The organism is Streptomyces pseudogriseolus (assembly GCA_002154585.1).
Lineage (GTDB): Bacteria > Actinomycetota > Actinomycetes > Streptomycetales > Streptomycetaceae > Streptomyces > Streptomyces pseudogriseolus.
On record MUNG01000016.1, the window covers coordinates 14,610 to 29,928 of the forward strand.

Genomic DNA, 15,319 nt, shown 5'->3' on the forward strand with positions numbered 1-15,319 from the left:
TAACCTCGGCGGTGGCCCAGCGGCGAGGGAAGGGACCGGCGATGACCGCATTCTCGCTCGACGAGGCACAGCTCGCCCGGTGCGCCGAGCTGCGCACCCTGGCCGCCGGACGGCTCCGGCCCCTCGCCGGGAAGGGCGAGCCGGGCCGCGTCAACCGGGCCCTCGTCGCCGAGCTGGGCGCCCTCGGCCTGCTGTCCCGGCTGTTCACCGTGGGTGCCCTGGAGCTGTGCCTGATGCGCGAGTCGCTCGCCCGGGAGTGCACCGAGGCGGAGACCGCCCTCGCCCTCCAGGGCCTCGGCGCCCACCCCGTGCACGCCCACGGCACACCGGAACAGCGGGACCGCTGGCTCCCCCGGGTGAGTGACGGCACGGCGGTCGCCGCCTTCGCCCTGTCCGAACCGGGCGCCGGCTCCGACGCGGCGGCGCTCTCCCTGGGCGCGGAGCGCGACGGCCCGGACGGGTGGCGCCTCACCGGCGAGAAGTGCTGGATCTCCAACGCCCCCGACGCCGACCTCTACACCGTCTTCGCCCGCACCACCCCCGGCGCCGGCGCGCGCGGCGTCACCGCCTTCCTGGTGCCCGCCGACCGGCCCGGCCTCACCGGCAGCCGCCTCGACATGCTCGCCCCGCACGCCATCGGGTCCCTCAGCTTCGACGGCGTCCCCGTCACCGCCGCCGACGTCCTCGGCGAGCCCGACGCGGGCTTCCGGGTGGCCATGGACACCCTCAACCTGTTCCGGCCCAGCGTCGGCGCCTTCGCCGTCGGCATGGCGCAGGCCGCGCTCGACGCGACCGTCGCCCACACCGCGCGGCGCGGCGCGTTCGGCGGCCGGCTCCAGGACCTCCAGGCCGTCGCCCACCAGGTCGCCGAGATGTCCGTCCGCACCGAGGCGGCCCGCCTGATGGTCTACGCGGCGGCCACCGCGTACGACGAGGGCGCGCCGGACGTGCCACGGCGCTCCGCCATGGCGAAACTGCTGGCCACCGAGACCGCCCAGTACGTCGTCGACACCGCCGTCCAGCTGCACGGCGCGCGCGCCCTGTGCCGGGGCCATCTGCTCGAACACCTCTACCGCGAGGTCCGCGCGCCCCGCATCTACGAGGGGGCGAGCGAGGTCCAGCGCGGCATCATCGCCAAGGAGCTGTACAAGACCCTGGAGGCCCGGTGACCGCCGAGCGCGTCAACCCGCCCGACCTGTCCCCGCCCGCCGGCTTCTCCCACGCCGTCGTCACCACCGGCTCCCGCGTGGTGTTCCTCGCCGGCCAGACCGCCCTCGACGGCGACGGCAAGGTCGTCGGCGGCACCCTCCCCGAACAGTTCACCCGCGCCCTCACCAACCTCCTCACCGCCCTGCGCGCCGCCGGCGGCACCCCCGCCGACCTGGCCCGCGTCACCGTCTACGCCACCGACGTCGCCGCGTACCGCGCCCACGCCCGCGAACTCGGCCGCGTCTGGCGCGACCTGGCGGGCCGCGACTATCCGGCGATGGCGGTGGTGGAGGTGGTCCGGCTGTGGGACGAGGAGGCGATGGTCGAACTCGACGGGTTCGCCGTGCTGCCGTGAGCCGGCGGGCGCGGTCGTGCCCGTGCTCCTAGCCTGGAGCGATGCCGGAGATCGAGCTGAGCGCCGGGATCGTCGAGTACGAGGACACCGGCGGTGACGGACCGGTGGTCGTGCTGCTGCACGGCCTGCTGCACGACGCCGCCGTCTGGCGCCATGTCGTCGCCGAACTGCGCACCGACCACCGCCTCGTCGCGCCGACCCTCCCGTACGGCGCGCACCGCAGGCCGATGAGGCGGCTGCCCACACCGGACCTGGTCAACGAACTGATCGCCGAGTTCCTCGACCGGCTGGACCTGAGGGACGTCACCCTCGTCGAGAGCGACTGCGGGCGTGCGCAGACGGTCGCCGTCCGGCACCCCGAGCGGCTGGCGCGGTTGGTGCTGATCTCCTGCGAGGCGTTCGACAACTATCCGCCGGGCCTGCCCGGCAAGATGATCGGGGTCGCGTGCAGGGTGCCCGGCGGGATCTCGCTGATGGTCCGCACCCTCGGCTGGAAGCCTCTGCGCCGGCTTCCCGTGGGGTTCGGCGCCCTGACGAAACGGCCGGTGCCGGATCACGTGGTCGAGCGGTGGCTGCGCCCCCTGCGGACGGATCCGGCGATCCGCCGGGACTTCCGGCACTATGTCGCGCACGTGCGGCGTACGGAGCTGCTCGAAGCGGCGCGGGGGTTGCGGTGCTTCGAGCGCCCGGCGCTGGTGGTGTGGGCGACGGAGGATCTGATGATGCCGCGGGAACACGGGCGCATGCTGGCGGAGCTGTTGCCGCGGGGGCGGTTGGTGGAGTTGCGGAACACCAGGACGCTGATCGCCGAGGACCGGCCTCGGCGGTTGGCGTCGCTGCTGCGGTGGTTCGTCGCGCACGGTTGAGCGGGGCGCCCGGGTGCGGGCCGGTGGGGGTTGCTCGCTCAGTTCCCCGCGCCCCTGAAGGGTGACCATGAGTGGCCGCGCCCCCGTGGGGCCGGTACTGGTGGAGGAGCCCCTTCCGCTTACCTCGGAGGTACTCCTCATGCCCCTGCGCCCCCTCCTCGGCGCCGCGTCCTGCGCCGCGCTGCTGCTGCTCGGCGCCGCCGCGGCGGCCCCCTCCGCCGTGGCCGCCCCCGCGGAGTACGTCACCGTCGACGCGAAGGGCCGGATCGCCGCCGACGGCACCGTCACCCTCACCGGCACCTACCGCTGCGTCGGCGGCACCGGACCGGTCTTCGTGAGCTCCTCCGTCAACCAGAGCACGCCCCATGTCAGCTACGGCATCGGCGGCACCGCCGCCGTGTGCGACGGCGCCGAGCACCGCTGGGAGAACAGCGGCAAGGCCCCGCAGGACGCCCTGAAGGCGGGCGCGGCCAAGGTCGAGGCCACCCTGATGGAGCTGCGCGGCAGCGGCATCCTGGTCATCCCCGTCCCGCACGCCGTCAGCCACCACGACGTCACCCTCGCCGCCGCGGCCTGAACCGCCTACGCCACCGCCGTCTCCGGCCAGTTCAGCAGCCGCGCCCCGATGACGGCCGTCTGGAGCATGTACCGGTGCGCCGGATCGCCGGGATCGGCGCCGGTCAGCCGGTGGATCCGCTCCAGCCGGTACGTCAGCGCCCGCACGCTCAGCGACAGCCGCCGGGCCGCCTCGGCGGCAACGCAACCGGAGTCGAAGTAGGCGGTGAGCGTGTCCAGAAGCGGCCCGGCCCCGCCGCGCGCCTCGGTCAGCGGGCCCAGGGTGTTGTGCACCAGGTCGGCCATGGCCTGCCGGTCGCGGGCCAGCACCGGGTAGACCAGCAGGTCGGCGGCGCGCAGCACCGGGTCGTCCAGGTCCAGGCGCTCGGCGATCTCCAGCGCGTTCAGCGCCTCCTCGTACGACTGGACCACCCCGCCCGGCCCCGGCTGCGGGCGTCCGATCGCCACCTGGCCGCCGTCGGTGGCGGCGTGCGCCTGCTTGGCGAAGTGGGTGAGCACGTCCTGCTGGTGGCCGGGCGCGATGCACAGCAGCCGCCCGTCCTTGGTGGTGAGCAGGATGCTGCGGTCGCCGAACCGGGTGATCAGGGCGCGCTCCACCTGGCGCGGCACCGGGTCCCCGTCCTCGTAGGCGACGGGGCCCCGGGCGACGGCGACCGCGTGCTCGTGGGACAGCCGCAGCCCGAACCGTTCGGCGCGCTCGGCCAGCCGGCCCAGGTCGCTGCGTCCGTGGAGCAGGTCGTCGATGAACTCCCGTCGCGCCGCCTCCTCCTGACGGACCGCCATCCGCTGCGCCCGCTCGTACCCTTCGGCGAACGCGTCCACCGCCTGCTGCACGGCCGCGAGCGCGCCGTCGGCCGTGCCGGTGCCGCGGGCCGGCCAGGCGTCGCGCGCGGCGGCGAGATGGGCGATGACCAGGGAGCGCAGACCGAAGCCGGCCTCCGCGGCCTGTTCCCCGAGGGCGCGGCGGGAGGCGAGCTCGTCGCGGGTGAGACGCCTGCCCGTGGCCGCGACCTCGGCCAGTATCCCGGCGTACCCCTCCAGATACTGCTCCGGAATCTCTCGATCCGGCACGTCGTCCCCCTCTGCCTCCGCACGCCATCCTGATGCGTTCATGGCCGCTCACCGGCATGGAGACCCTAGTGAACATTGCCGGAAACCGGCAATGCGCGAGGCGGGCCGGACCGTGCAGCATGGGGCGCGGGGAGCACTGCGGAGGTTCCGGTGCCGGACACCGGCAGGGGTGCGGCACCGGAATCGGTGGACGGAGAGGAGGGCGGGCGTGCACAGCTTTGAGAACCGCGCCGCCCGCTTCGTCCCGGCCGCCCCCCGTCGCACGGGGCCGCTGCACCGCACCGCCCCCGACGAACCCTGGCCGTCCCGGTCCCCGCGCACGCGCGGTGCGGACGGGGACGGTGCGGCGCGCCGCTGACCCGGAGGGCAATCCTCCGTGCCCGGCGCGAAACCGCATCGACGGCTGAGCCGTCTCCCTCACCATCCGATGTCACCGCCTCGCCCCGACGCGAGGCCCCGCACCCTTGAGGCCCTCGCCCGCGAGGCGCCGCACGCTTCCGACTTCTGCCCGTAAGTCAGCCCAGAAGGACGTGTCCCATGGATGCCGCCACCGTGGGCATCGCCGTACTCGCCGGCGTCGCCCTGTTGCTCGTGCTCATCGGCCTGCTCACACTCACCAAACTGTTCCGCAAGGTGGAGCAGGGCAAGGCCCTGATCGTCTCCAAGCTCCGCAAGGTCGACGTGACCTTCACCGGCTCGGTCGTGCTGCCCGTGCTGCACAAGGCCGAGGTGATGGACATCTCGGTGAAGACCATCGAGATCACCCGCGCCGGCAAGGAAGGACTGATCTGCCGGGACAACATCCGCGCGGACATCCGCATCACGTTCTTCGTCAAGGTCAACAAGACCGTCGAGGACGTCGTGAAGGTCGCGCAGGCCGTCGGGACCGCCCGCGCCAGCGACCGCGACACCCTCCAGGAGCTGTTCCACGCGAAGTTCTCCGAGGCGCTGAAGACCGTCGGCAAGCAGATGGACTTCACCGACCTCTACACCAAGCGCGAGGAACTGCGGTACCGCATCATCGAGGTCATCGGCGTCGACCTGAACGGCTACCACCTCGAGGACGCCGCGATCGACTACCTGGAGCAGACGCCGCTCACCCAGCTCGACCCGGGCAACGTCCTCGACGCGCAGGGCATCCGCAAGATCACCGAGCTGACCGCGGTGGAGCACGTGCGCACCAACGAGGCGCAGCGCAACGAGGAGAAGGAGATCACCCGGCAGGACGTCGACGCGCGCGAGGCGATCCTGGAGCTCCAGCGGCGGCAGGCCGACGCCGAGATCAAGCAGAAGCGGGAGATCGAGACCGTGCGCGCCCGCGAGGAGGCGGAGACCGCGCGGGTGGTCGAGGAGGAGCGGCTGCGGGCGCAGAGCGCCTTCCTGCGCACCGAGGAACAGCTCGGCGTGCAGCGGGAGAACCAGGCGCGTGAGGTCGCCGTCGCCGCGAAGAACCGCGAGCGGGTCATCGCCGTGGAGAGCGAGCGCATCGAGAAGGACCGCCTGCTGGAGGTCATCGCCCGCGAGCGGGAGACCTCGCTGACCAGGATCGCCGCCGACAAGGAGGTCGAGGCGGAGAAGCGGGAGATCGCCGAGGTCATCCGCGAGCGTGTCGCGGTGGACCGTACGGTCGCCGAGCAGGAGGAGTCCATCAAGAAGCTGCGGGCGGTCGAGGAGGCGGAGCGCCGGCGGCAGGCCGTGATCATCGCGGCGGAGGCCGAGGCGCAGGAGAAGCTGGTCAAGGACATCAAGGCCGCCGAGGCCGCCGAACAGGCCGCGGCGCACCGCGCCGCCGAGGAACTCACCCTCGCCGAGGCCCGGTTGAAGACCGCCGACCTCGACGCCAAGGCCAAGGTGCGGCTCGCGGAGGGCGTCCGGGCCGAGTCCGCCGCCGAGGGACTCGCCGCCGTCCAGGTGCGCGACAAGGAGGCCGAGGTCATCGAGAAGGCCGGCCGTGCCGAGGCCGGGGCCACCGAGGCCCGGCTGCGCGCGGAGGCCGAGGGCGCCCGCGCCAAGGCGGTCGCGGAGGCGGAGGCCATCTCCGGCAAGTTGCGCGCCGAGGCGGCCGGTCTCACCGAGAAGGCGGCGGCGATGGCCGCGCTCGACGAGGCGTCCCGCGGCCACGAGGAGTACCGCCTGCGGCTCGAGGCCGAGAAGGACGTCCGGCTCGCCGGGCTCGACGTGCAGCGGCAGGTCGCGGAGGCCCAGGCCACCGTGCTCGCCACCGGCCTGGAGAACGCGGACATCAACATCGTCGGCGGCGACTCGGTGTTCTTCGACCGCCTGGTGTCGTCCATCTCGCTCGGCAAGGGCGTGGACGGCTTCGTCCAGAACTCCCAGGCCGTGCAGGCCCTCGCCGGGCCCTGGCTGGACGGCTCCGCGAGCTTCGCCGACGACCTGAGCCGGATGCTCGGCTCCGTCTCCACCTCCGGCGTGCGCGACCTCACGGTGGCCGCCCTGCTGACGAAGCTGATGAAGCAGGGCGGTGACAGCAGCGGGCAGTTCCGGCAACTGCTCGACAAGGCAGGTGAGTTGGGTCTGGCGGACACTCCGCTGGCCGACCTGAACGGCCGTACCGGGGCCTGACCACCACCCGTCCGGGAGCCGCCGCACAGGGGACGGCGGCTCCCGGACGGCTCCTTCCCGAGAGGCAGCCATGACCACCGGCACCCACGAGCCCATCCACCACGGCGCCCGCCCGGCCGGCGCCGCCCCGGCCGCTGTCACCGGGCGGCCCGCCGCCGCGGCGGACGCCGCCGCGGCCGACGGCGGCGCCTACCAGGTGCTGCGCGACCGCCTCACCGCCCGCGCCGCCGAACTCGCCCGCCGCGCCGAGGCGTTGAACCGGCGCCGGGCCGAGGAGTTCGGCGCGCCCGAGCTGCGCCTCACCGCCACCGGGCGGCTGCGCACCGAACGCACCGCCGCGCCCCGCGACGTCGTCGCCGTCGGCGACGTGCTGCTCCTCGGCTACGAGCCCCGGCCCCGCCCGGACCGGGACATCGCCGTCGGCGACGTCCTCGCCGCCCACGACCGCGACCTGAACCGGCTGCCCGACGACGCCGTGCCCGGCCTCCTCGACGACCCCGCCTTCCTCCGCGAGTTCGCCGCCCTGCACCGCTACTACCGGCAGGCCCGCCTGCTGCGGCTGCGCCGCGTCGAAGGCAAGCTGCTCGCCGTCTTCCAGACCGGCGAGAAGCCCGGCGACATCCGCGTCCTGCGCTGGTCCGTCACCGACGACGGCCACGTGACGTTCCTCGACGCCCGCGGCGACCGCGACCACGCGCAGCGCCCGCCCGACGACATCGAATGGACGCCCGCCACCCGCGAGGACCACGTCCTCGGCCGCCACCCGCACGTCTCCGTCCAGGGCGAGGTGTTCGTCGACACCCTCGGCGGCACCCTCACCGTCAAGACGGAGAACGACACCGGCACACCCGACGGCATCCACAGCGAACCCGTCGACGAGCCCCTGCAGTCCCTCGCCGACGCCGACATCGCCCACGCCCGCGTCGGCCCGCTGATCCTGCTGCGGATCCTCCCCTACAAGGAGACCGCCCACCGCCACCTCGTCTTCAACACCCTCACCCGCACCGTCGTCCGCCTCGACGGCATCGGCCAGGGCTGCCGCCGCCTGCCCGAGGACCAGGGCATCGTCTTCGCCGGCGGCCACTGCCTCGCCGCCGGCGGCCACAAGACGTACGACCTCGACACCGAGGGCATGGAGTTCGAGCGGGAGGTGCGCTCCCCGTACGGCGAGGACGTGCTGTACGCCTTCCACGCGCCCGCCCGCGGACGCTCCCTGCTGCTCTCCTACAACCAGATCAGCGAGGCCGTCGCCACCCCGATGGCCTGCCACGGCTGGGCCCTGTTCGACGACGGGCGCCTCACCCTGCTGCGTCCCGAGGGCGACGAACCCGCGCGCGTGCACCCCGTGCAGCTGTGGGACACGCCCTACCTGTCCGACGCCCGCGCCGCCGCGCAGCCGGTGGGGGAGGGGCCGCTGGCCCGGGTGGGCAACGCCGACCTGGTGCGCGGCGTCTCCGACTGCCTGTCGCTGGCCCGCGCCGCCGCCGAGACCACCCCCACCGCCGAGATCTACGCGACCCTCGCCGCCGCCTGCGTGCGCGCGCTGGACACCCACCACTGGCTGGGCGACCCCGAGGTCGGCGACCTGCGTACCCCGCTGGAGGAGGTCCGCGCCACCGCCGAGCAGGTGCTCGCCGAGTTCGAGACGGTCACCGACCTCACCCGCCGGGCCGCGGAAGCCCTCGACGAGGCCGCCGAGCGGATCACCGCCGTGGTGCGCCGGCTGCGCGGCGAACAGCCCCGCGAGGCCGCCGCCTGGGTGCGCGGACTCACCGAACTCCGTCAGGCGCAGGGCCATCTGCTGACCCTGAAGGAGATGCGGTACGCCGACCACGGGCGGATCGACGCGCTCGCCGCCGACGCCGACGACGACCTCGCCTCCTTCGGGCACCGCGCCGTCGCCTTCCTGGCCCGCGAGGACGCCTTCGCCGCCCACCACGCCGCCCTGGAGCGGCTGCACGCCGACATCGAGGCGGTCGCCACCACCGCGGGGGCCGCACCGCTCGCCGCCCGCCTCGACGAACTCGCCGACGGACTGCGCACGGTGACCGAGGTGGTCGCCGGGCTCGACATCGCCGACGCCACCGTCCGCACCGGCGTCCTGGAGCGCGTCGCCGACGCCCTGGGCGGCGTCAACCGCGCCCGCGCGAGCCTCGACACCCGCCGCCGGAGCCTCCTCGACCGGGAGGCGCGCGCCGGGTTCGCCGCCGAGCTGACCCTGCTCGGCCAGACCGTCACCGGCGCCCTCGCCGCCGCCGGGGACCCGGACGCCTGCGACGACCAGATGGCGCGGGTCCTCGCCCAGCTCGAGGAACTGGAGTCCCGGTTCGCCGAGTTCGACGACGTCCTCGGCGAACTCGCCGACCGACGGGCCGAGATGTACGACGCGTTCTCCGCCCGCAAGCAGGCCCTCACCGACGCCCGCGCCCGCCGTGCAGCCCAGCTCGCCTCCGCCGCCGAACGGGTCCTGGAGACGATCACCCGCCGCAGCGCCGCCCTCGCCGACGCCGACGCGGTGAGCACCTACTTCGCCTCCGACCCGCTGGTCTCCAAGGTCCGCCGCAGCGCCGACGACCTGCGCGCCCTCGGCGACCGGGTGCGCGCCGAGGAACTCGACGGCAGGCTGCGCTCCGCCCGCGAGGAGGCCGCCCGCGCCCTGCGCGACCGCGCGGACCTGTACGCCGACGGCGGCCGCACGCTCCGCCTGGGCGCGCACCGCTTCGCCGTCTCCACCCAGCCCTTCGACCTCACCGTCGTCCCGCACCAGGACGGCCTCGCCCTCGCCCTCACCGGCACCGACTACCGTGCCCCCGTCACCGACCCCGCCCTCCTCGCCGACCGCCCCCTGTGGGACCGGCATCTGCCGTCCGAGTCGCCCGGCGTCAGCCGCGCCGAACACCTCGCCGCCCGGCTGCTCCACGAGCACGGCCCGGACGCCCTCGCCGGCGCCGACGACCTCGCCGCCCTGGTCCGCACGGCCGCCGAGGAGGCGTACGACGAGGGGTACGAGCGGGGCGTCCACGACCACGACGCCACCGCGATCCTCACCGCCCTGCTGCCCCTGCACGACGGCGCCGGCGCCCTGCGCCACGCCGCCGCGGTGCGCGCCCACGCCCTGCTGTTCTGGGCGCACGGCACCACGGAGCCGGAGCGCACCGACCTCACCCGCCGCGCCCGCTCCCTCGCCCGGGTCCGGGACGCCTTCGGGGCGCCGCCCGCGCTGGACGCGCTGCGGGACGAACTCGCCCGCGCGGTGGGGGAGCGGGACCCGGACGCCGCCGCCCGCCCGCAGGCGTGCGCCGCGTACCTCCTCGACGAACTCACCACCGGACCCGACGGGTTCGTGATCAGCGCCCGCGCCCGCACCCTGCTCGACAAGTTCCGCCGCACCGTCGCCGGGGAGGCCTACGACGAGGATCTCACCGCCCTCGCGGACCTCGGCGCCCGCCGGCAGCTGGTCGAGGCGTGGCTGACCGCGTACGCGCGGGCGGCCGGCGAAGAGGCGGACGCCGGGGACCTCGCGGAGGCCGTGGCCGCCGAACTGTGCCCGGACGTGCCGCGCTACGAGTCGGACGCGCCCCTCACCGTCACCGTCGAGGGCCTGGTCTCCGCCCACCCGCGCATCACCGACCGCCGGCTCGCCCTCCGCCTGGACGAGTTCCTCGCCCGCACCGACGCCTTCCGGGCGCGCGAGGTGCCCGCCTTCCGCGCCTTCCAGCGCCGCCGCGCCGCCCTCGTCACCGCCGAGCGCGCCCGGCTGCGCCTCGACGACCACCGTCCGCGCGTGACGGCGGCGTTCGTCCGCAACCGCCTGGTCGACGAGGTGTACCTGCCGCTGATCGGGGACAGCCTGGCCAAGCAGCTCGGCACCACCGGCGAGTCCGCCCGCACCGGCGCCGGCGGACTGCTGCTGCTCCTGTCCCCGCCCGGCTACGGCAAGACGACCCTGATGGAGTACGTCGCCCACCGCCTTGGCCTGGTCCTGGTGCGGGTCAGCGGCCCCGCGCTCGGCCACGGCGTCACCTCGCTCGACCCGGCCGAGGCGCCGAACGCCACCGCCCGCCAGGAGGTGGAGAAGATCAACTTCGCGCTGGCGGCCGGCGGCAACACACTGCTGCACCTGGACGACATCCAGCACACCTCGCCGGAACTGCTCCAGAAGTTCATCCCGTTGTGCGACGCCACCCGCCGGGTGGAGGGCGTCTGGCAGGGCGAGCCGCGCACCTACGACCTGCGCGGCAAGCGGTTCGCGGTGTGCATGGCCGGCAACCCGTACACCGAGTCCGGCGAGGTCTTCCGGGTGCCCGACATGCTGGCCAACCGGGCCGACGTGTGGAACCTGGGCGACGTCCTCACCGGCAAGGAGGACGTCTTCGCGCTCAGCTTCGTGGAGAACGCGCTCACCGCGAACCCGGTGCTCGCGCCGCTCGCCGGACGCGACCGCGCCGACCTGGACCTGCTGATCCGGCTCGCCTCCGACGACCCGACGGCCCGTCCGGACCGCCTGCGCCACCCGTACGCGCCGACCGAACTCGACCGCGTGCTCGCGGTGTTGCGCCACCTGCTCACGGCCCGCCGTACGGTGCTGGCGGTGAACGCGGCGTACATCGCCTCCGCGGCCCGCTCCGACGACGCCCGCACCGAGCCGCCCTTCCTGCTCCAGGGCTCCTACCGCAACATGAACAAGATCGCCCAGCGGATCCAGCCCGTGATGAACGACGCGGAACTGTCCGCCGTCGTCGAGGACCACTACACGGCGGAGGCCCAGACCCTCACCACCGGCGCCGAGGCGAACCTGCTGAAACTGGCCGAGCTGCGGGGCACGCTCACGGCCGAACAGGCCACCCGCTGGGCGGAGGTGAAGACGGCACACGTCCGCACGCTCACCCTGGGCGGGCCCGACGACGAGGCCCTCACCCGCGCGGTCTCCGCCCTCGCCCTGCTGGGCGACCGCATCGCGGCGGTCGAATCGGCGATCACACGGGCGACGGCGGCCCCTCGGCACGTTCCGGCACCGCCGCCGCGACAGGAGGGTGACGGCTGAACGGGCCGACGCACAAGAACCGGCGCCGGCATTCCGTTTTGTCCTCTGGCGGACGCGCGTAGACCACGGGCATCATCTGTCTGCTCCGCCTGCACCAGCCGCCCCACACACCCTGGCACCCAGCAGGAAGGTCCCCCCATGAAGACCGCCAAGGCGCCCAAGCTCCGTTCCGTCCTGACCGCTCTCGCCCTCGTCGCCGCCCCCGGCGTCGCCGTCATGGGCACCGCCGGCGAGGCGTTCGCCGTCACCAAGATCAGTCACGCCACCGCGACCTCCATGTTCCGCGAGGTCGGCATCACCTGGTCGTCGTCCGGCGGCTGCTCCGACCGCAACGTCTCCACCTGTACGTCCTTCGACCAGCTCAACCTGGCCACGGCCCAGGGCGCCCAGACCCTGAAGCGGGCCAGCGGCTGCGCCCTGAACATCACCGGCGGCACCGAGACCGGGCACGCCTCCGGCACGTACTCGCACTGGAACGGCTACAAGCTCGACTTCGGCAAGAACACCTGCGTGACGAACTACGTCAAGAACACCTTCGCCTACATCGGCGTCCGCGGCGACGGAGCCCTCCAGTGGCGCTCCGGCTCCGGCAACGTCTACGCCGACGAGGGCAACCACTGGGACGTCACGTACTACAACTGCGGCGGCTGCTGACCCAGCAGCGCGACCAGTTCCTCCGGGGTGCGGGGAGCCGGGGCCGTGTCGTCGGCGGCCGGGCCCCGCGCCCGCAGGAACAGGCTCGCCGCCACGCCCCACGGGAGTCTGAGGCCCGCCGCCGTGAGGAGGTCCCGGCGGGACAGCGTCTCCTCCGCCGGTCCCGTATGGGCGCCCAAGGGGGTCAGGAGTGCCGCGTCGTCCGCCCAGCGCAGGGCGAGGTCCACGTCGTGCGTGGCCATCACCACCGTCGTGCCGGCGGCCCGCAGACCGTCGAGGGTGGCAAGCAGCCGCTCCTGTCCGTCCGGGTCGAGACCCGCCGTCGGCTCGTCCAGGATCAGCACCCGCGGCCGCATCGCGACCGCTCCCGCGATCGCCGTCCGCTTGCGCTGCCCGTACGACAGCAGATGCGTGGGCCGGTCGGCGAGCGCGGCGATGTCCAGCGCCTCCAGCGCCTCCGCGACCCGCGCGCGCACCTCCGTGTCGGGCAGCCCGAGGTTCAGCGGCCCGAACGACACGTCCTGCTCCACGGACGCGGCGAACAGCTGGTCGTCGGGGTCCTGCACCACCAACTGCACGGTGGTCCGCAGCGCCGTCAGCCCCTTCCGGTCGTGCCGCACCGCACGGCCCGACAGCAGCAACTCCCCGCTCTGCGGCCGCAGTCCGCCGCTCAGCAGCCGCATCAGCGTCGTCTTGCCGCTGCCGTTGCGCCCCAGCAGGGCCAGCGCCCGCCCCTCGCGCACCTCGAAGTCGAGCCCGGTGAACACCGGCGGCCCGTCCTCGTACGCGAACGACACACCCCGCAGGGCGACCAGCACGGACTCGCTCACGACAGGGGCCTTTCCAGGACGAAGGTGAGGGCGGCCAGCGCCGCCAGAAGCGCCCCGCTCGCCGCCGTGAACCGGGCGGACACCCGGGCCTCGGGCACCAGCACGCGCAGGGTGCCGTCGTAGCCGCGGCCCGCGAGCCCGGTCTGGAGCCGCGCCGCCCGGTCGAAGGACCGGACGAACGCGGTCGCGCCGAGCCCGCCGAGCGAACGCCAGGTCGCCGCCCGGGTGGTGTGCCCGAGCCGCGCCGCCTGCGCCCGGTGCACCCGGCGCACCGAGTCCAGCAGCAGGAAGCTCATCCGGTACGTCACGAGCGCCACGTCCACCAGAGGCGCGGGCACCCCGGCGCGCACCAGGCGTGGCAGCAGGTCCGACATCGGGGTGGTGAAGGCGAACAGCAGCACGCCCAGCGACGCCGCCGAGGTGCGCAGCAGCAACTCCCCGGCGCGCGGCGGCCCGTCCTCGGCCCAGGACACGAACCCGCCCGGACCGCCCACCCGCACCAGCAGCGTCAGCGCGCCGGTGACGCAGAAGCCCAGCGGCACCCGGTAGGCCCGCCACAGCCGCCGGGCCGGCACCCCCGCCGGGCCGAGCAGCAGCACCACCGCGGTGACCAGCACCAGGGCCGCGCCCGGCCACGCGGGCAGCGAGATCGCGAGGACGGTGAGACCGAGGCCGAGGGCGGCCTTGTCCACCGGATGACGGCGGCGCCAGCGGCTGCTGTGCGCCGCCGCGTCGATCGGCAGCACGGACCCGTCAGTCCCGTCCGTCGCCCGTGCCGGCGGACGCGCCCGCGTCCATGCCCGCGTCGCCCGCGTCGGCGGTGTCCACCGCATCCGCCGCGCACGCGTCCTCCGCCGCCCGCTCCCGGGTCCGCGCCTCGCCCTGCCGGCGTCCGCGTCGCAGCCCGAAGTAGTACGCGAGGACGCCCGCCCCGATCGCGGCCTGGAGGGCGAACAGCGCCGACTCGATCTCCCCTGAGGGGGGTTCGTACAGCGGCGAGAACCACGGCTCGTAGTCCGGGTCGATCTCGGTGATCGCGGTCTCCGCCTCGCCGTCCGCCCCGGCGAACGGCTCCTCCTTGTGGTCGCCGAGCCCGAACGCCAGCGGGACCACGGCGAGGGCGGCGACGAGCAGCAGGAGCAGCGAGTTGATCTTCGCGTTGCGGCTCATCGGGCCACCGCCTGGGCCGACTCGGCCGACTCGGCCCGCTTCTTCCCGGCCGCCGAGGCGACCAGCACCCCGAGCCGGGTCAGCTCGCCCTTGCTGGACTGCACCAGCAGCCGCATCACCAGCACGGTCAGCAGCCCCTCGCTGACGGCGAGCGGGATCTGCGTGACGGCGAAGATGGAGCCGAACTTGCCGAGCGCGCCCAGGAATCCGCTGCCCGGGTCGGGGAACGCCAGCGCCAGCTGCACGCTCGTCACGCAGTACGTCGACAGGTCGGCGACGAACGCGGCGCAGAACACCGCGCCCATCAGCGGCAGGTCGTACCGGCGCAGCAGCCGGTAGACGGCGTATCCGGCCCAGGGGCCGACGATCGCCATGGAGAAGACGTTCGCGCCGAGCGTGGTGAGCCCGCCGTGGGCGAGCAGCAGCGCCTGGAACAGCAGGGTGATGGTCCCGAGCACCGCCATGACCGGCGGCCGGAACAGGATCGCGCCCAGCCCGGTGCCGGTGGGGTGGGAACAACTTCCTGTCACCGAGGGGAGTTTCAGCGCGGACAGGACGAACGTGAACGCGCCGGACGCGCCCAGCAGGAGTGTGCTCTCGGGATGTTCTCTCACGTCGCGGACGAGCGACCGGGCTCCGTGGACGACGAACGGCGCCGATGCGACGCCCCAGGCGACCGCGTGCGCCGGAGGCAGGAAACCCTCGGCTATGTGCATGGCTCAGCAGACCCTCTCCAGCACCTCGTGGATGGTTGACGCGCCTTGGCCGGTCTCCTGGCTGACGGGTACCACCGCCCGTGCTCCGCCTTCCCGGGTCCCGAGGGACCCAGTGGCCGTCCGTGAGGACTGGAGCCGGACTTCCCGATCACAGTGGCGAGGGCCGCACCGGTATCGCACCGATTTCCCGTCACCAAGGCGTGGTGACAGTAGTCCCCGTGGCGGCCCGGTGACAAGCGCCGACG

13 protein-coding genes and 1 riboswitch are annotated in these 15,319 nt (G+C 74.2%); of the genes, 8 read left to right on the plus strand and 5 right to left on the minus strand.

The genetic code is table 11. The features are described 5' to 3' along the window. The first annotated feature begins 41 nt into the window (after positions 1-41). The 4 genes from CCN29_RS02055 to CCN29_RS02070 all read left to right on the plus strand — a co-directional run bounded on the left by CCN29_RS02055 (position 42) and on the right by CCN29_RS02070 (position 3,007). Positions 42-1,169: an acyl-CoA dehydrogenase family protein gene (locus tag CCN29_RS02055; RefSeq protein WP_086679789.1), complete on the plus strand. Its 1,128-nt coding sequence runs from the start codon at positions 42-44 to the stop codon at positions 1,167-1,169. Continuing rightward, positions 1,166-1,564, plus strand: a complete 399-nt coding sequence (locus CCN29_RS02060) for a RidA family protein (protein WP_031022138.1) — start codon at positions 1,166-1,168, stop codon at positions 1,562-1,564. The genes CCN29_RS02055 and CCN29_RS02060 overlap by 4 nt, the downstream gene beginning before the upstream one ends. A 41-nt stretch (positions 1,565-1,605) precedes the next feature. Beyond that, positions 1,606-2,430 carry an alpha/beta fold hydrolase gene (locus CCN29_RS02065; RefSeq protein ID WP_031022139.1) on the plus strand — a complete coding sequence of 275 codons (825 nt, stop codon included), beginning with the start codon at positions 1,606-1,608 and terminating at the stop codon, positions 2,428-2,430. A 139-nt stretch (positions 2,431-2,569) separates the two neighbouring features. After that, entirely contained in the window at positions 2,570-3,007 is a 438-nt protein-coding gene (locus tag CCN29_RS02070; RefSeq protein ID WP_031064740.1) for a DUF6299 family protein, read from the plus strand. A gap of 5 nt (positions 3,008-3,012) precedes the next feature. Here CCN29_RS02070 and CCN29_RS02075 read toward each other — a convergent pair whose 3' ends face one another. Continuing rightward, positions 3,013-4,077 (minus strand): PucR family transcriptional regulator, encoded by a 1,065-nt coding sequence (locus CCN29_RS02075; RefSeq protein ID WP_031022143.1) that lies wholly within the window; start codon positions 4,075-4,077, stop codon positions 3,013-3,015. 208 nt (positions 4,078-4,285) lie between these two features. Here CCN29_RS02075 and CCN29_RS35510 point away from each other — a divergent pair, with 208 nt between their 5' ends. The 4 genes from CCN29_RS35510 to CCN29_RS02090 all read left to right on the plus strand — a co-directional run bounded on the left by CCN29_RS35510 (position 4,286) and on the right by CCN29_RS02090 (position 12,358). Beyond that, complete coding sequence (locus CCN29_RS35510) at positions 4,286-4,435, plus strand: hypothetical protein (protein WP_442538210.1); 150 nt, start codon at positions 4,286-4,288, stop codon at positions 4,433-4,435. A gap of 179 nt (positions 4,436-4,614) precedes the next feature. Beyond that, positions 4,615-6,660: an SPFH domain-containing protein gene (locus CCN29_RS02080; protein WP_031022145.1), complete on the plus strand. Its 2,046-nt coding sequence runs from the start codon at positions 4,615-4,617 to the stop codon at positions 6,658-6,660. Between the two features lie 70 nt (positions 6,661-6,730). Then, complete coding sequence (locus tag CCN29_RS02085) at positions 6,731-11,704, plus strand: DNA repair ATPase (protein WP_107481663.1); 4,974 nt, start codon at positions 6,731-6,733, stop codon at positions 11,702-11,704. 138 nt (positions 11,705-11,842) lie between these two features. After that, a complete protein-coding gene (locus CCN29_RS02090; protein WP_086679791.1) occupies positions 11,843-12,358 on the plus strand; it encodes a hypothetical protein in 516 nt (171 codons plus the stop codon). On the opposite strand, the gene CCN29_RS02095 is transcribed toward CCN29_RS02090, so the two are convergent. From CCN29_RS02095 to CCN29_RS02110, 4 genes are read right to left on the minus strand one after another with little or no spacing between them, the layout of a single operon-like run. After that, positions 12,337-13,188, minus strand: coding sequence for an energy-coupling factor ABC transporter ATP-binding protein (locus CCN29_RS02095; protein WP_086679793.1), 852 nt, complete (start codon positions 13,186-13,188; stop codon positions 12,337-12,339). The genes CCN29_RS02090 and CCN29_RS02095 overlap by 22 nt on opposite strands. After that, positions 13,185-13,934, minus strand: a complete 750-nt coding sequence (cbiQ, locus tag CCN29_RS02100; RefSeq protein WP_086679795.1) for a cobalt ECF transporter T component CbiQ — start codon at positions 13,932-13,934, stop codon at positions 13,185-13,187. The genes CCN29_RS02095 and cbiQ overlap by 4 nt, the downstream gene beginning before the upstream one ends. A 7-nt stretch (positions 13,935-13,941) precedes the next feature. Then, the gene (locus tag CCN29_RS02105; protein ID WP_086679797.1) at positions 13,942-14,358 is read right to left on the minus strand and encodes an energy-coupling factor ABC transporter substrate-binding protein; all 417 of its coding nucleotides are present in this window, start codon (positions 14,356-14,358) and stop codon (positions 13,942-13,944) included. Then, entirely contained in the window at positions 14,355-15,074 is a 720-nt protein-coding gene (locus CCN29_RS02110) for an energy-coupling factor ABC transporter permease (RefSeq protein ID WP_006136286.1), read from the minus strand. Before CCN29_RS02110 ends, CCN29_RS02105 begins: the two co-directional genes overlap by 4 nt. Before the next feature lie 30 nt (positions 15,075-15,104). Then, a riboswitch (cobalamin riboswitch) is annotated at positions 15,105-15,287 on the minus strand. Positions 15,288-15,319: the final 32 nt, after the last annotated feature.

Excerpts from the sequence above, each read along its gene's own strand:
- CCN29_RS02055 (WP_086679789.1), top strand. The coding sequence starts at position 42 with ATGACCGCATTCTCGCTCGACGAGGCACAGCTCGCCCGGTGCGCCGAG.
- CCN29_RS02065 (WP_031022139.1), top strand. The coding sequence starts at position 1,606 with ATGCCGGAGATCGAGCTGAGCGCCGGGATCGTCGAGTACGAGGACACC.
- CCN29_RS02070 (WP_031064740.1), top strand. The coding sequence starts at position 2,570 with ATGCCCCTGCGCCCCCTCCTCGGCGCCGCGTCCTGCGCCGCGCTGCTG.
- CCN29_RS02080 (WP_031022145.1), top strand. The coding sequence starts at position 4,615 with ATGGATGCCGCCACCGTGGGCATCGCCGTACTCGCCGGCGTCGCCCTG.
- CCN29_RS02085 (WP_107481663.1), top strand. The coding sequence starts at position 6,731 with ATGACCACCGGCACCCACGAGCCCATCCACCACGGCGCCCGCCCGGCC.
- CCN29_RS02090 (WP_086679791.1), top strand. The coding sequence starts at position 11,843 with ATGAAGACCGCCAAGGCGCCCAAGCTCCGTTCCGTCCTGACCGCTCTC.
- CCN29_RS02105 (WP_086679797.1), bottom strand. The coding sequence starts at position 14,358 with ATGAGCCGCAACGCGAAGATCAACTCGCTGCTCCTGCTGCTCGTCGCC.
- CCN29_RS02110 (WP_006136286.1), bottom strand. The coding sequence starts at position 15,074 with ATGCACATAGCCGAGGGTTTCCTGCCTCCGGCGCACGCGGTCGCCTGG.